23 protein-coding genes and 1 tRNA gene are annotated in these 21312 nt (G+C 51.6%); 6 read left to right on the top strand and 18 right to left on the bottom strand.

Going from position 1 to position 21312, the window contains the following annotated elements; genetic code table 11:
* Genes SPIRS_RS19075 through SPIRS_RS19040 form a run of 8 tightly spaced genes read right to left on the bottom strand, consistent with a single transcriptional unit; the run spans nt 1 to nt 7014 of the window.
* Complete coding sequence (locus tag SPIRS_RS19075) at nt 1-1716, bottom strand: complex I subunit 5 family protein (RefSeq protein ID WP_013256328.1); 1716 nt, start codon at nt 1714-1716, stop codon at nt 1-3.
* Entirely contained in the window at nt 1700-2056 is a 357-nt protein-coding gene (locus SPIRS_RS19070) for a sodium:proton antiporter (protein WP_013256327.1), read from the bottom strand. Before SPIRS_RS19070 ends, SPIRS_RS19075 begins: the two co-directional genes overlap by 17 nt.
* Entirely contained in the window at nt 2053-2319 is a 267-nt protein-coding gene (locus SPIRS_RS19065) for a hypothetical protein (RefSeq protein ID WP_013256326.1), read from the bottom strand. Before SPIRS_RS19065 ends, SPIRS_RS19070 begins: the two co-directional genes overlap by 4 nt.
* 60 nt (nt 2320-2379) lie before the next feature.
* Nucleotides 2380-3432: a histidine kinase dimerization/phosphoacceptor domain -containing protein gene (locus SPIRS_RS19060; protein WP_013256325.1), complete on the bottom strand. Its 1053-nt coding sequence runs from the start codon at nt 3430-3432 to the stop codon at nt 2380-2382.
* Nucleotides 3433-3474: 42 nt separating this feature from the next.
* Nucleotides 3475-4017 carry a protein-tyrosine phosphatase family protein gene (locus SPIRS_RS19055; protein WP_013256324.1) on the bottom strand — a complete coding sequence of 181 codons (543 nt, stop codon included), beginning with the start codon at nt 4015-4017 and terminating at the stop codon, nt 3475-3477.
* Between the two features lie 3 nt (nt 4018-4020).
* Entirely contained in the window at nt 4021-4869 is an 849-nt protein-coding gene (locus tag SPIRS_RS19050) for an aldo/keto reductase (RefSeq protein WP_013256323.1), read from the bottom strand.
* Nucleotides 4870-4909: 40 nt separating this feature from the next.
* Nucleotides 4910-6268, bottom strand: a complete 1359-nt coding sequence (locus SPIRS_RS19045; RefSeq protein WP_013256322.1) for a sensor histidine kinase — start codon at nt 6266-6268, stop codon at nt 4910-4912.
* Nucleotides 6269-6273: 5 nt separating this feature from the next.
* Complete coding sequence (locus tag SPIRS_RS19040; protein WP_013256321.1) at nt 6274-7014, bottom strand: substrate-binding periplasmic protein; 741 nt, start codon at nt 7012-7014, stop codon at nt 6274-6276.
* A 101-nt stretch (nt 7015-7115) separates the two neighbouring features.
* Between SPIRS_RS19040 and SPIRS_RS19035 the strand changes: the two genes are divergently transcribed.
* From SPIRS_RS19035 to SPIRS_RS19020, 4 genes are all read left to right on the top strand, one after another.
* The gene (locus SPIRS_RS19035; RefSeq protein WP_013256320.1) at nt 7116-9785 is read left to right on the top strand and encodes a hypothetical protein; all 2670 of its coding nucleotides are present in this window, start codon (nt 7116-7118) and stop codon (nt 9783-9785) included.
* Between the two features lie 94 nt (nt 9786-9879).
* A complete protein-coding gene (locus tag SPIRS_RS19030; protein ID WP_013256319.1) occupies nt 9880-10536 on the top strand; it encodes a hypothetical protein in 657 nt (218 codons plus the stop codon).
* A gap of 223 nt (nt 10537-10759) precedes the next feature.
* Complete coding sequence (locus SPIRS_RS19025; protein ID WP_013256318.1) at nt 10760-12103, top strand: ammonium transporter; 1344 nt, start codon at nt 10760-10762, stop codon at nt 12101-12103.
* Nucleotides 12104-12116: 13 nt separating this feature from the next.
* Nucleotides 12117-12458, top strand: coding sequence for a P-II family nitrogen regulator (locus SPIRS_RS19020; RefSeq protein ID WP_013256317.1), 342 nt, complete (start codon nt 12117-12119; stop codon nt 12456-12458).
* 73 nt (nt 12459-12531) lie between these two features.
* Here the strand turns inward: SPIRS_RS19020 and SPIRS_RS19015 are convergent, their stop codons facing one another.
* From SPIRS_RS19015 to SPIRS_RS18975, 9 genes are all read right to left on the bottom strand, one after another.
* Nucleotides 12532-13980 (bottom strand): sensor histidine kinase, encoded by a 1449-nt coding sequence (locus SPIRS_RS19015; RefSeq protein ID WP_013256316.1) that lies wholly within the window; start codon nt 13978-13980, stop codon nt 12532-12534.
* Between the two features lie 148 nt (nt 13981-14128).
* Nucleotides 14129-14212 (bottom strand) — tRNA-Leu (locus tag SPIRS_RS19010).
* Between the two features lie 54 nt (nt 14213-14266).
* Nucleotides 14267-14692, bottom strand: a complete 426-nt coding sequence (locus SPIRS_RS19005; protein ID WP_013256315.1) for an MnhB domain-containing protein — start codon at nt 14690-14692, stop codon at nt 14267-14269.
* Nucleotides 14689-14949, bottom strand: a complete 261-nt coding sequence (locus SPIRS_RS19000; RefSeq protein ID WP_013256314.1) for a Na(+)/H(+) antiporter subunit B — start codon at nt 14947-14949, stop codon at nt 14689-14691. The genes SPIRS_RS19005 and SPIRS_RS19000 overlap by 4 nt, the downstream gene beginning before the upstream one ends.
* On the bottom strand, nt 14937-15242 hold the full coding sequence (mnhG, locus tag SPIRS_RS18995; RefSeq protein ID WP_013256313.1) for a monovalent cation/H(+) antiporter subunit G: 306 nt from the start codon (nt 15240-15242) through the stop codon (nt 14937-14939). The genes SPIRS_RS19000 and mnhG overlap by 13 nt, the downstream gene beginning before the upstream one ends.
* Nucleotides 15239-15532, bottom strand: coding sequence for a monovalent cation/H+ antiporter complex subunit F (locus tag SPIRS_RS18990; RefSeq protein ID WP_013256312.1), 294 nt, complete (start codon nt 15530-15532; stop codon nt 15239-15241). The genes mnhG and SPIRS_RS18990 overlap by 4 nt, the downstream gene beginning before the upstream one ends.
* Nucleotides 15533-15541: 9 nt before the next feature.
* On the bottom strand, nt 15542-16054 hold the full coding sequence (locus tag SPIRS_RS18985) for a Na+/H+ antiporter subunit E (protein ID WP_013256311.1): 513 nt from the start codon (nt 16052-16054) through the stop codon (nt 15542-15544).
* Nucleotides 16051-16512 (bottom strand): PTS sugar transporter subunit IIA, encoded by a 462-nt coding sequence (locus SPIRS_RS18980; protein WP_013256310.1) that lies wholly within the window; start codon nt 16510-16512, stop codon nt 16051-16053. Before SPIRS_RS18980 ends, SPIRS_RS18985 begins: the two co-directional genes overlap by 4 nt.
* On the bottom strand, nt 16487-16855 hold the full coding sequence (locus SPIRS_RS18975) for a P-II family nitrogen regulator (RefSeq protein WP_013256309.1): 369 nt from the start codon (nt 16853-16855) through the stop codon (nt 16487-16489). Before SPIRS_RS18975 ends, SPIRS_RS18980 begins: the two co-directional genes overlap by 26 nt.
* Nucleotides 16856-17014: 159 nt before the next feature.
* Between SPIRS_RS18975 and SPIRS_RS18970 the strand changes: the two genes are divergently transcribed.
* Nucleotides 17015-17935 carry a radical SAM protein gene (locus SPIRS_RS18970; RefSeq protein ID WP_013256308.1) on the top strand — a complete coding sequence of 307 codons (921 nt, stop codon included), beginning with the start codon at nt 17015-17017 and terminating at the stop codon, nt 17933-17935.
* 8 nt (nt 17936-17943) lie between these two features.
* Here the strand turns inward: SPIRS_RS18970 and pyrH are convergent, their stop codons facing one another.
* A complete protein-coding gene (pyrH, locus tag SPIRS_RS18965) occupies nt 17944-18642 on the bottom strand; it encodes a UMP kinase (protein ID WP_013256307.1) in 699 nt (232 codons plus the stop codon).
* Nucleotides 18643-18727: 85 nt separating this feature from the next.
* Between pyrH and SPIRS_RS18960 the strand changes: the two genes are divergently transcribed.
* Nucleotides 18728-21310, top strand: a complete 2583-nt coding sequence (locus SPIRS_RS18960; protein ID WP_013256306.1) for a tetratricopeptide repeat protein — start codon at nt 18728-18730, stop codon at nt 21308-21310.
* The last annotated feature ends 2 nt before the right edge of the window (nt 21311-21312 follow it).

Raw genomic sequence — 21312 nt, 5'->3', positions numbered from 1 at the left:
TCAGAGCTGAAAATTCAAAAGAGTCCAGATGACAAGAAATCCGACGATCATAAGACCCAGTAGCGCATCGGTTCCTGCTGCCCGTTCTCGTATGTGGTGGGCGAGGGAGCGACCGGGAGGGCTTGAGACGATAAAAAACAACAGGACTCCGGCGGCAAGAACGATTGTCTGGCTGAAGAGGGGCGAGGCAGAAAAAAGATCACTAAGGGGACGAAGGGCCTGAGGCAGTACCGCCGATCGTATTAGGGCGAGGGGAGCAAGACCGAGGCCGAGGCAGCCTGCGGCGAGGAGCACTGCTCCTCCTTTTCCCGGAATGTTACCTGGCCTGTCAACAGGCAGGCCGCCATCTGCTTCGGGAGCAGTAGCGGAAGAAGATACTCCGAAATAGATCCTCCCCAGTTTGATAAACGATGCTGTGGTTCCGGCCGATACCAGCAGGAAGAGGGCATAGACGGCCGGAACGTGGTGCATTGCCACGGAAAAGAGGTATTTACTCACATATCCGTTGAATAGGGGTACGGCTGCAATGGAAAAGGCCCCGACAAGGAAAAGAGGGAACCAGATGCCCGCCTTTCGGCAAAGACCTCTGACCTTGTAGACGTTTCTGCTTCCTGCGATGTCGCAGCTGCTTCCGACCGAAAGAAACAGAAGGGACTTAAAAAGCCCGTGGTTAAAGGCGTGAAAAAGGGCCGCCGCTGCTGCCACCGAGGCCAAGGGTGCCGGTAAGATAAGTGAAAGGGCGAATGCTCCCACGATATATCCCATCTGGCTGACCGAGTGGTAGGCCAATAGCCGTTTCGCATCGTTTTGCTGCAGGGCAAAGAAGAGCCCTGTTACCGCCGATAGGCCTCCGCAGCCAAGGAGTATCATCCCCAGAGGTTTGGTGGCCGCGGACGGGAAGAGTGAGGCGATTCTGAAAAGCACTATCACCGGTGCTTTTATGACGATTCCCGAGAGCAGGGCCGATACAGGGTGGGCCGCAATGGAATGGGCTTCCGGTAACCAGCCGTGAAAGGGCACCATTGCCATTCTGGTCCCAATACCGACGGTGAGGGCGGTAAGGGCGAGGGCCGTCTGTTTCGGCCCTATTGAAGGGGTCAAACGGGCCGCCTCGCTTATCGACAGGCTTCCCGTTCCCCGATAAATGATAAAAACTCCGACAAGATAAAAGGATATGCTGACGGTTGCAAGAATCAGATAGCGGAAACTTGCAAGTATGGCCCTCGGCTTTTGCTTGTATGCGATGAGAATATAGGCGGATATGGCAAGAATTTCGAAGAAAACAAAGAGGGTAAAGAGGTCCCTGCTTGCCGTTATCCCCTCACAGGCTGCCAGGAGAAACCAGACAAAGAAAAAGAAATCGGCCTTGTAGCTTCCGTCTCCCTCTGCATACAGTAAAGAGGCGGTTCCGACGATCAGAATGAGTAGCGTCGCCAAGAGCGAGAGACGATCGAAGACAAAGACTATCCCAAGGGGTTCCGCCCAGCCTCCGACAGAGAGCGTCACGATACTTGACTCCGAGACTATGTCGGAACCTATGAACAATAGAATTGAGCCGGTTGATATCACCCAGAATATGATAAGGAACCGGGTAAGTACATGAATTCCCGTCTCTTTTCCTATTCCCATTGCAACCAGGTTTTTTACCACAAGCATCACCCCGCCGCAGCCGAGAGAGATGAGTGTCGGCAGCAGGGGGCTATGCGTTGTTATCATCTTTTGTCCTTAACTCGATGTGATCGATATTGAGTGTCCCGTATGCCTTGAACAGACGCCAGACGAAGACAAGCGCGACGGCCGTAAGGGAAAACCCTACGACAATGGCGGTCAGCATCAGGGCCTGTGGGATAGGATCGACAAATACTCCTCCTGACGAGTTGTCGATGATGGGAGCTTTTTCCCCCGAAACAGAGGCGCAGACGATAAAGAGTGCCACTATAGAACTGTTGAGCACACTTAAAGCAATAACCTTCTTTATAATATTTTTCCTTGCAAGCGTTCCCCACAATCCGACGGCAAAAAGCAGGGCTATGAGCAGAATATTGAGTTCCGTCATTCTTTTCCCTTATTTTTCAGGACGAAGAGTAATCCGCTGACGGCAAGGAGAAGGACAACTGTCTCCCCAAGCGTATCCAGGGCCCGATACCCAAGATAGACGGCTGCCACCAGATTCGACGCTCCTGTGTCGTGTGGGCCTCTTTGCGTAATGATATCTCGTAGTCCATGCGGCCATCCCGACTCTTCGGTAAGGGAGAGGAGCAATATAATGGCGACAAGCGTACAAAGCACCAGGAGTAGTCCTTGTCGAATTCTTTTCATATTTTGTCCTCCGGCGGTATGAGGCATTCTGAACCATGCTAACCCGGCCCCGAGGGGGTGTCAATGTGACTTTTGAGGGATACTCACAAGTAGCTCGTTTCCTCTTTCCGAGCGAAGGATATGTTCCGAAGGCAGGATGAGCCTTCGGAGGGAGAGTGCCGAGAAAAGGTCTTTCTCGTGCCGTTCCGCCCGCGGCGTTATTTTTAGGAGAATATGGGATGATGCGTAATCTGTCTCCACCCGTATGGAAAGGTCGGTAGTACGACCGAGCTGTGACAGGAGGTCCGCTATGCCGACGGCGATTTCCGTTATCTGTTCAGGGGAAGCGGTCAGGATCCCGTTGCCGAAAACTTCGTCGTGATCCGCTCTGCAAAGCGCCCTCACGATATCAGAAAGCTCAAATTCTTTTTTTCCGGGATTGGACAAAAGGATCTCGTTTGCCGCCGATATTGCCGAAATTTCACTACTAAGAGCTGCCAGCGTCACTTCTGTTTGATCCTTTGATTCACTGTTGAGAGAAATAAGGCTGTCTACCATTTGAAGGTTGTTCTTTACCCGGTGGTGAAGTAGCTGCAATAATGTGTCCTTCTCCTCCAACTCATTCTGAAGTATTGTCAGTAACCTTTGGATAATCATGGCAAGTATGATCGAAACGAGCATAAGATTGGAGGTTATCACCGTTATTTCCACAGCTGTATGCCTGCCGCTGATTATCCCTGAACGACCGAGAAGAAAATAGAAGATAAGGATGATGAGCGAAGCGGTGATGGAGGCTGCAATTCCTCTCCTTGTACCGAAAAGAGCCGATATGACCACGGAAAAGAGAAGCCAGATATAACCGGCCCCCTTGTTCCCTGTCTGAAAAAGAACGACGGCCCCCAGTATCAGCGTAATCGAAACAATTACAATCAACTTAAAGCGATATGGCATCTTGGGATGCAGGATAATGAGTGCAAGAATGGCATAGATAAGGGTGTCGATGAAGGCCAGAACATAGAGCCCTTCTTTCAGCGATGCATACATGCTGGGAATATAGGCCAACAGCCCCCAAAGGGTAACACTCTTTAGCAGTTGGTTGAGGATCGCTTCCCGTCCCTCCACTATGTTTTGCATCAACTATTATTCTAGGGCAGGGAGGAACGGGGGGCAAGCCGTTTATGCGTTTCTCTGTTTAAGCCACTTCCTATACTCTTTTAGAAAAAGGATCTGTTTAACTGTATGGCTTGCTTTTGGGTGGACACGGTTTACCCGGGCGATGGCATCTTCGACATTGCTTCCGAGTCTAATAAGAAATCCGGATGCAACCATACCTGTCCTTCCGCAGCCGGAAAGACAGTGAACAAGAACCGGGGCCTGTTTCAGCCGTTCGGCAATGGTTTTGAGCAACTCGTCGAATTTGTCGATAGCGTCCGGAACCCCAAAGTTTTCTATAGGGAAATAGACGACCGACAACCCTCTGTTTCGGTATTGGTACAATAGATTGCAGCCGTGATTGGCGGTTTGTAATTCCGTTTCCGGCAGCAGAACGACAAATGTCTCAATGGAAAACGAGCGGACCAACGTGATGTACTCTTCCAGACGTTCACATTTTTGGTTTGCATCCGCCGCTTCCTCCAACCCCTCAAAGGGGTGAGCCCCAAGATAGAGGGATGAAGATCCCTCTATTTCGAGACAGTCAATCCTTGGAAAAGCGGGCATTTTTTATACTCCGGTTGTTTTGAAATACTCAATAAAATTATCGGGAGAGGCACCGAGGTGTTCATTTTTGTCCAGACCGTCGATGACCGACATCTCCTGGTTCGAAAGCTGAAAATCAAAGATTCGACTATTGGCAATGATACGTTCGGGTGTGACCGACTTGGGAATTGCGATGATATCTTTCTGGAATAACCACCGCAGGGCTATCTGGGCCGTGCTTTTTTCCTTTTCTGCGGCCATGCGTTGCAGCGTGGGATCGGAAAGCACCTTACCACGCATAAAGGGACTCCATGCCTCGAGCTGGATACCGTGTCGATCGCAATATGCCTTCAGGTCGGACTGGACCAGATATGGATGAAATTCCACCTGATTTACCGCGGGAACGATATCGGAAACCGATTTGAGTCGTTCTATATGGTGCGGGGTAAAATTACTTACCCCGATGGCCCTGACCTTACCGCTTCGTAACAGCCTCTCCATGGTCTGCCACGCCTCGATCGCCTGATCGAACAGCGGCCAGTGGATGAGATAGAGATCAATGTAGTCGGTGGCAAGCCGTTTCAGGCTTTGCTCGAATGCCTTCTGGGTCTTTTCTCCACCAAGTTCATCGTTCCATGCCTTTGTGGTGATGAAGAATTCATCCCGCGGAATTCCCGAGGCTTTCAGTACTTTTCCCACCAACTCCTCATTCCCGTAGACCGATGCGGTGTCTATAAGCCGGTAACCTGCATCAATTGCTGTTTCGATTGCAATTTCACCCTCTTTCGGTTCGGTGATGCGGAAGACTCCGAAGCCGATTCGGGGAATGACGACACCATTATTGAGGGACACGCTTTCTCTTATTGTAATCATGTCTGTAGTATGCGTCCGAGATGCTATTTTGTCAAAGTGACTATACTGATTTGCGTATACTTCGGTCATAGGGGATGCTCATTGAGAAGATGGTCCCCTTGCCTTTACTCTCTCTGGAGAGTGTTGCATCTATCTGTTCAATCAGCTTCTGTACAATGGTAAGTCCGAATCCGGTAGCTTGTTCCTGAAGCATGTGATCGGAGAACCCTTTCCCGTTGTCGGTGACGGTCACCGTAAAGTACGCTTCCTTTGCGGCAACGAAAACCTCGATCCGTCCTTGTGTTCCGTCGGGAAAAGCGTGCTCAAAGGCGTTGGTGCAAAGCTCGTTGAGGATGAGTGCCAGGGGAATTGCCCGATCCAGGGAGAGGTGCACATGATCTCCCGAGGTTCTGATCATGACAGCATTGGGACCGCCTCGATTCATGGTGAGCGAGATATTGTTCAGAAGGGAGTCGATATAGGCGCGGAGGTCGACGGTATCTATGGAGTCCTCCAGATAGAGCTGTTCATGAACAAGCGCCAGGCTTTTGATCCTTCGTTCCGCCTCCTCCAGCGCTTGCTTTCCTTCTTCCGTATTCATTGTCGCAGATTGAAGCCCTATCAGGCTGATAATAATCTGGAGGTTGTTTTTTACTCGATGATGAACTTCCCGGAGGAGAACGTCCTTCTCCTTGAGCAATCGAATGAGGGTGGTTTCATTCTTTTCCCTGATATCGCGTTCCTTGCGTATTTCCCTGAGTAGCTGATTGAATGCGGCTACGAGCTGGTCGAATTCGTCTTTCGTTGAGAAAATTTTCCTACCCGGTATCGTTATTTCCCGGTATGTGTCATCATTTAGATTTTTTGTACGTCGGATTAATACTTCCGAAAGTGTATCGATTTTGTTTGTCACAACGATACGCACCAACAGAAAAACGGGAACAATGATGAGTGCAATTTTCAGACCTTCCCAGATCAATCTTCCTGGTATAAGCCGCTCTATGCGTTCGCCCAGAGAAAATGTTCGCTTGAAGAGCGTAAGCCTTCCGATTTCAATTGACTTTCCTCCCCGCTTATAGGTCACAGGCCATGAGAACCTCAGTTGCTCGTGTATGGCCCTTCGGGACATCTGGTAACTTTGCTGCCCATAGAGATCGAGACGCACTCCATCCACTTCTTGTATTTGGGAAACGGCGAGTAGGATGAGATGGATGTCTTCCGTCGAAAGCAGCCACGCTGCTCTGGAGAGAAGGGGCAGCCATTCTTCCTGGACAGCCTTGAGGTCCTGTTCCCACTGTCGTTGCTGATATGCACTTTCGTACCGAAAGCTGATCAATGCCGTGCCCATGGTTGAGATGAGGGCGATAATGGCCATATATCCTGCAAATTGCCGGGAGATTTTTCCTTTATACCGATGCATCTACTCTACTCGTTCTGTGATTCGACGGCCGCGTGCACATAATGTTCGGCAAGGCCTTCTTCCTTTATCGCGGCAAGAGCTTCGGCAAGAGGCTCTACCAGGGAAGCATGGCGATCATGCAGATACAGATACATTTCTCGTTGGGCAAGGGGCGGAGAGAGAATTCTGACTCCTTTGATGTCGTGCGTTCGAAGATAATACTCTCCTCGTTTATCGTTGTAAAGAATGATATCGGCCCTTCCCGCCACAAGCATGGAAAAAAGCGAGGTTTCATTTGATGTCGTAACAATGCTTTTTGCATCGGTTACATGCTCCTCGAAGATCTTCCATCCGTTGATGAAGATGACATGATAGGCCGCAAGGTCGTCCCAGGAAGCTATCGAAATAGAGGAATCACACGTGAAAGCACTGAAATTGAAATCACTCAATTTTTCGGGAACAAGGATAAGATGTGGATGGAATTTTTCCATGCCGTCGGTTCTCGCGTATTCGCCGTCGATATTCCCCGAAGCGGCTTCGGCAAGGGACCTGTCGCTCGGTAAGTGGAGAATGGTAACACGTCTTCCGATACGCGTAAAAGCCTCTCTGATAATTAGATCGTAATATCCCGTGTCGTTTGTCTTGGAAAAGGGGGGCGTGTCTGCCGTCGATAGGATGAGAGGAGGAAGTGACTCCGCTCTGAGGGAGGCGACCGAGATCGGAAACATAAGGAGAAAAAAGATAAAAAGGAGAGGGAGTCGTCTCATACAAATTTCAGTATGCGTCGCTTATGCTGTTTTGTCAAAACAAGGAGGCCTGTGGCTCGCTTTCTCTTCTGTTTTGTCACCCGCTTTCCGATATATAGGCTATGAAAGGCTCGTTTTATGCACATCTTTTGGCAGCATCGGTGATTTTTTCTTCTGTTTTCGTTTCGATTGCCTGTACGACGGCTCCCATAGAGGTCGTACAGGTTCAGGAAACCCCTCCTGCTTCCACTCGTCTTCCCTTTGTTATTCAAGCCTCCCATGCCGCTCCCGTAGCAGATGGTGTGTCGCTTCCGGGAGGCTTGTTTCTTACGGCGGGAGTGGGGGATGGACTCCTGCTTTTATGGGATGAGGATGGACGCATTCTCAGGAGAATTCCCTCCTCGGGTGCATGTGCCCCATTGGGATCGGAGGGGAATTTCGTCTATCTTACCAGGAACCGGCGGGGCCTCATGGCGGCAAAGCGTGTCGAAGGAAGTGATCGTCTTCTTTTTGAGGCGCAGAGTCCGATAGCCTTTCTCGGAAGTAGTTTCGGAACGCTTCTTCCCATTGTTACCGGTGAAAATGATAAGAAGCAGCTTCGACTCATAGATGCTATCGAAGGAGAGGTGTTTGAAACCCCTCTTCCTCCCGGTCTTGTACCATCCTCAGCCCCCTCATTTTCCGTCGACGGCAGGTCCCTGCTTCTTCCTGTGGGCTCTTCGGTACTCCTTTTTCGATTATCGTTTGAAGGTGGATACTCATTATCATCTCCTTCTCTGCTTGATTTTCCCCCAGGCGACGGCCCGGGAAGGATCGTATCCGGCCTGTGGTTGGGCCCTGATCGTTTTCTGTTACACGACGACCGAGGAAAGGGTGTGGCCTGGGCAATTGATACGAATTTAGCTTTACACCGCCTTTGGTGCCTCGACCTTGATCAGGGAGAGGCGATTCGCCTGGAAACAGCTGGGGATCGAATGGTGATTTACGGAGGGAAACGGATCAAGCTCTATCGTTTCTCGACAAGGGACGAAAAGCAGGTCCCCCGCTTATACCACACCATTCGGGGAAGGGCCAGTACTGCCTTTTTTTCGGTTTCCAGCGGCTACCTTCTTTTTAATCTCCTTGGCACATCGGCGGAGGCAGAGTGGGGGAATCTATTTCTTTACGATGATGATGAGGGCCTCTATCTCGACCGCCTTCCTGGATCGCTTTCCCCTCTTCTCGAGGCGTTTCTCGATGGGGAGCGACGCCATGTGATCCTGCGTTTTCCCGATCGTATTGAAAAACGGGATTTTCACGGGATACTTGTGGCTCTGCTTTCCGAAATTCCCCGGGATGCATCCGCTCTTGCACGGGAGGGTAACGTGTGGGGAAGCGGTGCCGATCTCTCGCTTTCGGTCGATATGCAAGGCCTTATTCGGATAGAGCCGCAGAAGCCACAATGTGGAGCGCCTGTGAGTCTTGCCGTAAGGGGATCGGAATGGGTGAGTTTTACCGACGGAGGGCTTTTTGCGGGGAGCCGCAATGCCGATACCATGTTCGGGGTGGCAGGCCGAGAAGGAGTGTTGCTTGCCTCTCAGCATGCAGACCCTCTTAATCGTCCCGATATGCACATTGGGCCGACACAAGAGGCGGATGCGAAAGCCCTTTGGGCGGAAATCCCCCCGCGCGTGGTGATCGAAGCTGCTGAAAACCATCGTATCACCGACATGAAAGCTTCCGAATCCCTCTCTTTTTCTTTGTTGCCTGGCGGGGCCCCGATTGATCGCTATCAAATTTCTGTGAATGGTGTCCCCCTCTATGCAGGAGAAGGAAAAAAGGTGGAAAGGGATTCTTCTCTTCATTTCGAAGAGGAGATCGAGCTTTTTGAACGGGTCAACAAGATTGAGATACGCTGCACCGATATCAGGGGAATCACATCGCTGCCCCGCTGTCGTTATGCGACCGTTCGTAAGGCCAAAGCGGGGGAAACCTACTATGTGGGCTTCGGCATATCCGGTGCGAAAGGTACCCTACCGTCTCTTCGCTATGCGGCTAAGGATGCTTCAGATCTTCATATCTATTTCGATAACGTGGTATTCGACCGTTCCTTTGCCGTTACCCACAGATCCTACAACAATACGCAGATTTCGCCTCAAAGCTTTCAGGAGGCGCATCGATTTCTGATGAATACCAGCCCTGATGATACCGTCGTACTCTTTTTTTCCGGGCCACTTTCTTCTTCGAAGGATAGTGATGGCCGCTTTTTGATGGCCCCGGAGGTCTCGATCCCGTTTCAGGAGTTTTGGCGTCTTTTGGATGCTGTTCCCGCCCGGCGACGGCTGCTCTTGCTCGATGCGGTAGATGTAGACGGTGCTCCCTCTTTCTCCGATCCTGTGGCAGGGGAGGCTGCCCGCTTCTACTCCATGGCTTGTTTCCCTCGCACCGGTGCCGTCATCCTCGATGCAAACCGTCGTGAAGCGGCAGCGGATGCCGAAGAAGTCGCGAAGGTGAAGAACTCTCTTTTTGCCGAAGCACTTCTGCAGACGCTGGTATCAGCCGAGTCCGATCGAGACAAAAATGGACACATCGATGGAAGAGAACTCTTTCGCGGCGTCGCCTCTCGGGTGGAAGAGTGGAGCCTGGGCAATGAGGCGCCGGTATTGTTTCCCGGAGATTTTCGCGTCCAACTTTTTCTTCCCATGGTTACCGATTTTGGAACGGATGTCGAAGCCCTGCTCAGACAGAGTGACGAGGGGCGGGGAATTCCCCCGAACAACGGTAAACCATCGATCATGCCCTGGAAGTTTTAGAGATAAATGAATAAATAGGATCAATCACTGGAAGAAGTTCCTTTGGTACGGTATTATATATTCTATACCTACCGTTGCATGAGGAGGGGCGGCGATGGCAGTAAAGAGGATACGGTTTACTATCTTCGTGCTTCTGTTGACCTTGAGCACCTCGGGTCTCTTTGCTCTGAAGCTTTCCCTCGGCTTCTCAGGGGCGTTGTACATGGATCGGGAAGAGATAGACTCTTCAAGTGGCGAAGATATCTGGAGTCATTTTGCAGACGGCGAGGGGGTCTATTACGGGGTAAACGCCGAATTGCTTTTCAAAAAGCTTGCTCTCGGACTCTATACCTACTTTAGCTTTTACAACTGGGACTATTATGATGTCCTTTCTTCTGATGATTACTCCTACGACATGATGGATGTTGATGTCAATCTTTCACTCAGCTACCATGTTTTCGGAACGACAGCCTTCCTCGATCCCTTTTTCGAAGGAGGTTTCGGAACCATTACCGCTTCCATCGATAGCTATGAACGGGACGGGAGCTCTTATGATCTGAATGAACCGTTTACCTTTCTTACTCGGGAATATTGTTTTCTCGGCCTTGGCCTTGGAGTGAATTTCAGAGGGATTGGTTTCTACACAAAGTTCCAGTACCACGGTTCGATAGGTCCGGTGGAATTCGATAGTGACAAGTATGGTTCCTTTACCAGCTCTGATTTTCCATTTAAAGAGGCAAAGGTCATTATCGGTGGGAAAATCATTTTATGATACAAAAATGTAGGAACACTATTTTTAACATACAATAATGTAGTTGATATACACGAATTATACCACTGTGTAACCTTTAGTACATTTTTTCATTCCTGAATGGCTTCTCTAACTCTATCGAATTACAGGAATTAACAAAAACTTATCTTTTTTTTGCCATATTGCTCAGAGATGGCATAATTCCTGCAGTGTGTTGGATAGAAACATTTTTTAGGAGGAGTGTATGCATCTCTGGAGAAAAAGCCGGAAGGTTGCACTAATTTCCACACTTTTACTTCTGTCCGGTGCTGTTGCACTTTTTGCGGAGGGGGATGGTCCGTCCGTACAAGGTGCATATGATGCCCTCGATTCACTCTGGCTGGTGATCGCTGCGGCATTGGTTTTTTTTATGCAGGCGGGTTTTGCGATGGTCGAAACCGGTCTGACCCGTGCTAAAAATGCGGGGAATATTCTGATGAAAAACCTTATGGATTTTGCCGCCGGTGCCGTGATCTATTTTGCGATCGGCTGGGGCCTTATGTACGGGACATCCGCCGGCGGTTTCGTCGGAACCGATCAGTTTTTCCTTGTTGGTTTTGAGCTTTCCGACTTTGCCAGTTGGATGTTTCAGGTTGTTTTTGCCGCAACAGCCGCGACCATCGTCAGCGGGGCAATGGCAGAACGGACGAAGTTCGCATCCTACCTTGTCTACAGTGTGGTAATTTCGGGCCTGATCTACCCCATTTCCGGTCACTGGATATGGAACGGGGGCTGGCTTGCCAGCATGGGCTTCCATGATTTTGCCGGTTCTACGGCTGTTCATTCCGTCGGTGGATGGGCTGCTCTTGCCGGTGCCATCGTTCTTGGCCCGAGGACGGGAAAATATATCCGTTCCAATGGGAAAGTGGTCGGTGTGAAGGCCATTCCAGGCCACAATATGCCACTGGCCGCCCTTGGAGTTTTTATCCTCTGGTTTGGATGGTACGGTTTTAATGCCGGAAGTACCCTCAGCGGTACCGACCCCAGTATCGCCTTTATCGCCGTTACCACTACCTTGGCGGCTTCTACCGGAGCGATTTTCGCAATGGGTACCAGCTGGATTGCCTTCGGTAAGCCCGATCCCAGTATGTCCCTCAACGGTGCTCTTGCAGGTCTTGTCGGAATTACTGCCGGTTGTTTCGTTGTTTCTCCGATAGGTGCCCTTATCATAGGGGCCATCGCGGGAATGCTGGTTGTCGGCTCTGTAGAGTTTATCGACAAGGTCCTCAAGATAGATGATCCCGTTGGTGCGATTTCTGTTCATGGCGTCTGCGGTGTTTGGGGAACCTTGGCCGTGGGCCTTTTCGGAACCGGCGCCGGTGATGTCACCGGTCTCTTTTACGGCGGAGGGCTGCATCAGCTGGGAGTTCAGCTCTTAGGTGCCCTCTCGGTCTTTGTCTGGGTGTTTGTTCTTGCTCTCCTGCTCTTCCGTACTCTCAAGGCTACCATGGGCCTTCGGGTAAGCGAAAAGGCGGAGCTATCCGGATTGGACATCGAAGAGCACGGAATGGAGTCGTATTACGGATTCCAGATCTTTTCCAACCAGTAGAAGGGGGTATGCGATGAAACTAGTGATTGCATACATTCAGCCGGAGAGTCTGAATGCAGTGAAGCAGGAATTGTACAGCAGAGAGATCTACAAGCTCTCAATTACAAATGCCCTTGGATGTGGGCAACAGAAAGGCTACCATGAATCCTACCGTGGTGTAGATATTGAGGTGAATCTTTTGAAAAAGGTTCGGATCGCGATTGCCGTCAACGACTCCTTTGTTGATGCCACAATAGAGGGGATCATCGCTGGTGCCCGGAGTGGTGAGATCGGCGACGGCAAGATTTTTGTTCTTCCCATAGAGCAAACCATTCGAATCCGGAGCGGGGAAACAGGAAGTGAAGCAATCGGCTGATTGCTGTATTACAAAAAGTATTCCCTTCTGTGTGGGTGTACCCCTGCCGCCTGGCGGCAGGGGGCTTTTTATGCTACATGCAAATGCGCATCTCGATTGAAACGAAGCCCCCTTTTCTGTTTTCCATAACAAGGGTGCCGTCGTACTGCCTGACCAGTGTATCGATAACCGTTAAGCCGAAGCCTGAGAAATTTCCGGCAAGGACCGAATCGGGAAAACCCACTCCGTCGTCGCTTACCTTCAGTTTCATGTAATTTGGCCTATCGGCAGTGAGGGTAATGCTGATTTTGGGTCCTTCCGTTAATGATCTTCGATATTTGATGCTGTTGGTCAGTAACTCATTTAGAATTGTACCAAAGGCTATTCCCGTTCGGGGAGGAAGCTTTATCGATTCGATGTCAAGGCAAAAGAGAGGGGAGCATCCCGGAGCTATCGTATGTGCTTCGCTGATAATTTTTTTCACCACCGATCGACTGTCCACATGCTTTGTGCTGTCGTTTCGATAGAGATCTTCATATACCTGCATGACCACGGCAATCCGTTTTTGTGCATTTGTGAGGGATTGCCTTACTTCTTCATTTTCTTCCATGCCGAGTTGCAGCATCAGCATGGATCCGACAAAGGCGAGGTCGTTTTTCACCCTGTGATGTACTTCTTTCAGGAGAAGCTCTTTCTCCTTCAATAAACCTTGTGTCCTTGCATCAGTACCAAGACGGTCCGTTAGATCTCTGGTGATGCTGGCGGCGGCATGACCGCAATCGGTTGCAAATCCGAAGGTTGCCACTTCGACAATTCTGGATGCCTTGTCCGCACGGATGATATCCGTCACCGATAGGGAAGCCTCTTGTGGAATCTTTCCCCTTTGAACATAGTGGTGCATCGCTGCTGTGGATGTTTCGGGAAGCAGCTCGATATCCCAAACGTGCATACCCAGCGTCTTCGAAGCGGAAAGACCAGTGATCTCTTCCTGGGCCCGGTTCCACTCTACAATGGTTCCCTCCTCATCTATAATGATGATTCCGTCGACTGCATTCTCGATAAACAAATGTGAAGGACTTGTGTTGGAAGCAAAGCGTTTCCGTGACGTCTCCTCCTGCCCTGTTGTCCGTGATCTATAAAGCTCGAAAGCGATATCAACCGATGCCAGTAACAGCGAAGGTTCACTTTGTCGCAATACAAAGCCGTAGCGGGGCGAGACGGATGAAATCCTTTGCAGGGTGTTGCCATCCGAATACTTCGACAGAAAAATGACGGGAACGTGCCGGGCCGAAAGCATTTGCCGCGTTGTTTCGATGGGGTCCTGGCCGTTGGAGAGTTCGGTGGCCATCAGAACCAAATAATCCCGATCACGACTGGTTACGATACGAAGTGCTTCGCGGCAGGAAGCGGTTCGGCGTATGTGATAGCCAGCGCCAATGAGGCCGGAGTCTTGGATTGGTACATCCTGCTTATCGTCTTCGACAAGCAGAATATCATTGGTGTAGTCGGCCGAATCATAAAGAGAACTTTTGCAGATCATCATTAAATTTATACAACCCCTGGTTGCGATACTGCCACTATTATAGGGGCAGTAGAATTCAACCGTCAATCAAGGCTTATCGTACGAAAAAAATTTCACGCTCTGAGAGTGGTTTTTCAGGGAAAATAGGCAAGCTGGAAGGGATGTATAGTGCCGGCGATCGGACTCGAACCGATACACCCGTGAAGGCGGCAGATTTTGAGTCTGCTGCGTCTACCAATTTCGCCACGCCGGCAAGCTTTCGAAAACATACCACACATCAGTAATCTTTATCAAGTTCAATTTCGTCTCAACTTTTTTGAAGGAGGGCGATGCATATAAGACCGACTCCCGCTCCGACTTTCATGCCTATCACCATATTCAGCATATAGATAAACCAGGGAATTACACTCTTGCTTTCGGCTGCGGAATCGAAGGGTGAGGCTAAAAAGAAGCCAGCGAAAAGGATACCTGAGATCCCTATGCCAAGGAAGATAAGAAAACCGAAGGCCTCGGCAAGGCCTAAGACCGGAAAAGGGAACACCCCCTCGATCCGGTCCTCACGACAGCCAAGAAGTATCAGCATCCCCCCCGAGGCCAAAACCACGCCTCCCTGAAAACCACCGCCTGGGCTTACATGGCCATAACTTATCATGTAGCAACCGAAGAGAAGAACGTAGGGGCCCAGTTTTCTGCCGACGGTGTCGAGAATGTCGGTCTTGAATCCGCTGCTCACGATTCTTCCTTTCCGTCATCATCGATGTGGCTGGTTTTATGAATCGCCCATACATAGATGAAGGTAGAGACTCCTGCTCCGACGGCTGCCTCGGTTATTGCCACGTCGGGTGCATCGCAAAGGTAAAAAAGCAGGGCGGAAAGGAGGCTGAATACCGACATCAAAATCACCGAAACCAAAAGGCGCTTTGCCAGCAGGGCTGTAATAGATACGATCACCAGCATCCCGAGGGTGACACTTATTGCTATCGCTTCCATGTCGGCCGCCTCCAAGGAACCTGTCCGCTACGCCATGCATAGCGGGCAATGATATGGCCGGATACGGGGCTTGATACCATGAAAAAGAGGGTGATAACCAGAATCTTCCCGCCCATCAGTGAAAAGCCTGTTATGAAAAGGGAGCCTACCATGATCGAAAAGACCGTGGTGGTGCTGCAGGTAGAAGCGGCCTGGAGCCTCGTATAGACATCGGGAAAAAGGAGGGTCCCGAGATTCCCCATAAGGGCAAAGAGGGCGCCCAGAAGAAAAAAGAACGCTGTTATCCAGCTCACTCTCCTTCTCCTTTTCTCTGCAGGTAGTGGGTAATCGCCAGGAGTCCGACAAAGCCGAAGATGTCGTAGACCAAGGCTACGTCGAGGTAGATTCCATGCCCCCCTCTGACGGCAAGAAGAACCAGGAGGGCAAGAATCTGGCCGCTGACCAGGTTGAGACCTATCATCCTGTCTGCGGCACTTGGACCTATCACGACTCTTATCATGCTGATCAAAGCAGAGCCGAGCAGGAAGGCGAGCATGAGATCAAGAAGCAGCGAAACAGGAGGGGCGGAAGCAAAAATATCCATAGAAACACCTCATATCCAGATACGGCGCAGGAGCCTTTCCATATTTCCCTTGATAAGTTCTCCGGCATAACGGGAATGGGTTGTCGGAGCATCAAGCCAGTGGACGATTAGGTGATCGTCGTTCATATCGACGGTGATGGTTCCGGGGGTCATGGTGATGGAGTTCGCCAGCACGGTACGGGCTGTATCCGAAGAAAGGCGGGTACGGAAGTGGACGATCCTTGGGTTATAGCGTCCCCGAATGATCTTCCAGACAACCTGAAAACTTGAGATATACATTTTCCAGGCCACCAGAAGAAGGTAGATTAGCAATAGAGGTACCTTTGGTAAAAGGCTCCTTCTCCCTGCCTCGCTCTGATCGATAAAAAGGGGATAGGTAAGGCTCGCGATAAGGAGAGAGAAAAGAGCGCCCATAATAAGGTTTGCTGGTTCCATCGACCAGGTAAAAAGGAGCCAGGCGGGAAAAAGATATAAGCTGGTGAGGAGCATCCTGACAAAGGACCATTTACGGTAAAGGTTCATGATTCCTCGTTGTTTCTGAAAAGAGCCACGACCTCCTCGGGCGATCGGGCCTCCATCAATTGATCGCGGAAGGATTCCTGGGTCAAAAGCCTGCTGAGCCTGCTTAAGAGTTTCAGATGATCTGCACTCGAGTTTTCAGGACCGACGATGAAAAAAAGCAAGTGGGCCGGTTTTCGATCGATTGCATCAAATGCAATTCCCTCTTTGCTTCGTCCGAAGACCATCACCGTCTCTTGTACCGATGGGCTTAGCTTATGGGGAATTGCAATTCCATGGCCGATACCGGTGGATGCCACCTTTTCCCGTGCGAGCACCGCTTTTGCAATCTTTTCACAGTCGGAAACCTTTCCCGTTCCGGCGAGAAGAGCGGCAAGTTCTTTGATAGCCTGTTTTTTTCGGCTTGCTTTCAGGGAAAGATCGATGACACCTTCCTCAAGCATCGTCGCAATGGTTTTCACCCGTTTCCTCCATTCCAACCAAACCCGCTGCAAAGTCGACGGGAAGGGTAAACATGATACCGGTCCCCGGCTCCGAAAGCCCCCCCACCACCGAATCGAGAAGTTTTCGCAGGCGTCCGATTGCCGCTTCTTTCCGGACCACGGAAAAGATGGTTTTATTATAGGGTTTGTTTCCTTTCATAAAGCTCTTGAAGTCGGCAAACAAAGGCACTTCGTAGGTGAGAAATCTTCCCATACCCTCCGAATCGAGAATAGTAGCGCCGTCGATACCCGCTTCAACATAGGCCGAGAGTACCTCGTCGAGTAACTCTTCCTTGTTCAATACCACAACCAGCAATTTCAACGACAGGGCTCTCCCTCACTTTGGCTTTTCGACTTGGTTCTTCTTGCATCAGTGTAGGCGCCCTCTTCTCTTCGGTCAAGCTTCTTTCCCTTTCTGTCTCTTCTTTCTGCCGGGAGCCGCTCTGTTCCGAAATCTGCTTTTTCGATATGGTAGGAGTCGATGAAAGATGAAGAGCTTTCCGCTTATTATCGTAACTGCCACCTCTGTCCCCGCAACTGCGGCGTTGATCGGAGCTCCCTTGTTCGCGGGATCTGCGGAGAGGGCGTGGTCGTTCGGGCGGCCTGTGCCGTCCTGCACCGCGGGGAAGAGCCTCCCATCGCCGGAGAGAAGGGTAGCGGTGCGCTCTTTTTTACCGGTTGTTCGCTCGGCTGTAATTTTTGTCAGAACAGGCAAATAAGTAGCGGAGGCTATGGCGGAGAACTTACCGTAGAGGAGCTTGCCGGACTTTTTTCCCGTCTTGAAAAGGAGGGGGCCGAGACAATAGATCTCGTTACCGCCGCTCATTGCGCCCCTTCGGTGGTCACGGCCCTGGAGATGGCTTCTGTAAAGATTCCTGTGGTCTGGAACGGATCGGGATATGAGAGCCTTTCGACGCTCGACCTTATCGAGCCGCTTATCGATATCCATCTTCCCGATCTGAAAACCCTCTCTTCCGAGCGTGCCCGCCGCCTTTTCCGGGCCCCCGACTATCCGGCCGTCGCAAGGGCTGCCGTCGAACGCATGAGCCGCTCCCATCCCCTCGAGTATAAACATGGCCGTTTGGTACGGGGGGTGATTGTTCGTCATCTCGTGATGCCGGGCCTTATAGAGGAGAGCAAGGAGCTTCTTCGCTGGTATGCGGAGCATCTTGCCGATAAGACCCTGCTCTCGCTTATGGTGCAGTTTGTGGATATCGACGGGGGGGATGACGGCCCGGTGATCGACGAAGCACAGTACGATGAGCTTGTGGACTTCCTCGACGAGCTTGGTATCGAAGAGGGGTTTATCCAGGAATCAGGGGACGAACGCCCCTGGATTCCCGATTTTACGAGAGATAATCCCTTTCCTTCGGCCTTTTCCCGACCCGTCTGGCACTGCTGAAGCCTCTGTTACGGCTCGATGATGCTGCCTTCGAAGGGCTCTCCTGCCAGGATGTGCTTCAGATTCTCAATGTTTCTTCCCTCGGCGGTGATGACCCTTAGACCGATTGCCTCACCGAGCTTTGCGGCGACGGGATCAAAGGGAAGATTCTTACCGGGAGTCCACTCGTCGCCCACCATCTTCCGAAAATCAGCCCAGCTGATTCTGTCGAGGGGGCGAGCCGAAGGATCGAGTTTGGGGTCGGCAGAGTAGATTTTCGCGATATTCGAAAGGTTTACAACGGTGTCGGCCGCAAAACGCTTTGCAAGAACCACCGCATCGTTATCCGTTGAAAAGCCCGGTTTCCAGCCGGCCGCCACAAGCACCCTCCCGGTAAAGGGAAAGTCTGCGGAAGGATCGGTGACCACCTCGTCTTTACAGAGATCCCCCAGTACACCCCGAAGCAGCTGTGCGTTGAGCCGGGTTGCGGCGATGCCGATCATATCCTGATCATCGCTGCTGCCGATCTTCGGCTGGAGAATCTGTCGATAGGCCTGCTGATAGACCCTCGCCGGGGCACCTCCTCCACTTACCAAAATCAGTCGCCGTTCTTCTTGTTCTTCAAGATATTCCTGCAATACCGCCAGAAAATTCCGTATAAACAGGACATCCGGTTCCGATGGGGCCAGAATCGACCCACCGACCGAGAGCACCTTTACATCAGCCATGCTTCCTCCATCCCTTTGCGTTGCTCCTATCATACCACAAGGAGCAGCTGGACGGAAACGGCTGTGCTCCGTATACTGATGCGCAATGGCACTCAGACCCTTTGAACAACTCATACGCAGAACCAACCGCCTGCTTTTGCGCCTCTTTTCTCGAAAGCCGGAAGCCGGAAGCATTGTGACGGAGCGTTGGGAAACCTCATTTTCGGAAAAGGAGGCTCATAGACGCTTTGATGTTGGAGGAGGGGCAGGGTACCGGGCCGCCTACAGGGAGGGGTATTTTTCTCTTGAGCTGGATAAGCCGGATTTTTTCGCCTGGGCCCAGGATCAACTCTACCAATATGATGATGTTCTTGTGGAACTCGAGATGGCCATTCCCTCCGGTGGAGAAGGAATGAACTATTCCGCCGGTCTTCTATTACGGAAAATTTCCGAGGATTCTTTTTACTATGTTCTTGTGAGCGATACAGGAATGTTCCGTTTCGATTTCGTGTTTAACGGTCATCCGAGAACGTTGATTCCCTGGACCGCCGCTCCCCGGGGGCCATGGGCTGCGGAAAAGGAGGGGTCATCCGGTTTTCGCAAGGTGACGTTGAAGTTGATTGCCAGAGGAACCTCCTTTACCTTCTTTATCGACGGGGCGTGGGCTGGAGAGGTGGAGGACGACGGCGGACGAAGCGGCTATATTGCCCTGGCTGCCCAGCGTTATCATGCCCCTATTCCCCAAGACGGTGGTCAAAGGGAGGTCCGTTTCCTCTCACTGCTGGTCGAATCACGACCGGTGGAGGTCGAGATTGAGTATCTTCGCTGGACCCGTGCAATAAGGCCTTCCCCTGAGCAGCGGATTGTTCTTGCCCGTCGATTTTTCGATTTTGGTAACTTTGGGCCCGCTCTTACCCAATTGAAACGTGCCTTTGCCGGACGTGCCCCCCTCCCCGAAGAAGAGCTGCTTTTGGCTGAATGCTATCTTTCTCTTGGTTTTTACGATTCTGCGCTTTTGCACATAGAGCGAATTCTTGAAGGCGATCCGGACATGGAAGAGGCTCTCAGGGAAAAGACCGCGGTTCTCTATCTCCAGGGGCGTATCGATGAACTTCTCGAGCTTCTCGATACGATGGAAGCTCAAAAGCCTTTGCCCTCTGCTTTGCTCAACCTTCGTGGTAACGCCCTTTCTTCCCTGGGACGCTTTGACCAAGCCGCGGACTTGTACCGTCGTGCCTTTGAGGGGGATCCCTCTGTCAGCCAGTTTGCCCTGAACGCTGCAGCCTCTTTTGAACGAAGCGGGAAGAACACGGAGGCGCTTGCAATGTATCGAAAGGCCGCCGGTGAACTTTATCGACAACAGGCCTGGGACGAACTCGACCGGGCCATTGCCGCCATTCGTCGCTATGCGCCCGACGATCCCGAGGCCCTTGCCATTGAGGGCAAGATCGCTTTTGAGGATGGAAATTGGGATCGTGCCGAGGCTCTGCTTCGTCCCCTTGTCGAAAGGGGGTGCGGCGACAGCGCGGTCTACTATCTTTGCGCTCTTCTCGACCTGCGCAGGAATGATCTCGCCTCCGCCGCCACTTTGACAGATGCTGCGCTTGCCCTGGAACCTGATTATCCCCTCTATCGTTTTAAGCGGGCAGAGATAGGTTATCTTTCCGGCAAAGGAAATGAGGAGGAGGCCCGCCGGGCCCTCGAACTGGACCGGGAGAACGGCTGGAACTGGAATCTTTTGGGGCTGATTTTGCTTGATGAAAGAAAGGATGCTGAGGCATTGGATCTCTTTGAGCATGCAAAACAGCTTTTGCCGGAAGAGCCGGAACCGATAATCAACTATTCCGAGGCCCTCTTCCGTCTTCGGGGATGCAAAGCCGCCGTATCCTGTATCGACGATGTTCTTACCCGTCTCCCTTCTCCTCAGCTTCTCAATCGCAAGGGTAATATCCTTTCTACTTCACACCGCTACGACGAGGCAGCCGATGCCTACCTTGCTGCTGCCCGGGATGAACCTGCAAATCCTCTTTGGCGGGAGAACGGCGCTGCTGCACTGCTTGCTGCCGATCGTGTTCCCGAGGCGGAGCGGATTCTTGCCCGTCTTCTCGAGGAAGAGCCTACTGCCCTGCGCTACCGGCTTACCGGGCAGGCTGCCTTTAGAACCGGAGAGTATTCCCGTGCCCTTTCCGCCTTTCAGGCCGCCGTCGAAAGCGATCCGGAAGATCTCCTATGCCGGACCGATCTGGCGGAGATGCTGATGGTTCGGGGGCGCTATAGTGAGGCGGATGAGCAGCTTAGCATCGCCGAAAGGGCGGCGGACGGTGTGGATTTTCCCCAAATCGGGGCCCTCCGTCGTCGTCTTCGGGATGAAGGAGGAGAGGAATACCGCTGTGCAGGCTGCGGACGCAGCTGGTGGGTTCCAGCGGATGCCGAGGCCCCCGATCGCCTGAGGCTTAAAGGGGAACCTCCTGCCGAGGCTCCTGCGGGAAAATGTCCCTCCTGCGGGGCTGTTTTTTGTGTCGCCTGCGGTATGGAACATCTTTCGGAGGGACGGTTTCACTGCCCAGTCTGTAATGTTCCCTTGAAGCTCAATGATGCAGGGCTTCGCTATCTTGTCATGCATCTGGTTTCGGCCGGAAAGGACGGCCGGAAAGGACCAAGCTTGACAAACGGTCCCCGATCTGTATGATG

It is taken from the genome of Sediminispirochaeta smaragdinae DSM 11293 (assembly GCF_000143985.1).
GTDB classification, from domain to species: Bacteria; Spirochaetota; Spirochaetia; order DSM-16054; family Sediminispirochaetaceae; genus Sediminispirochaeta; species Sediminispirochaeta smaragdinae.
The sequence above is the reverse complement of the archived record's forward strand: the minus strand, read 5'-3'. Positions and strand labels throughout refer to the sequence as shown.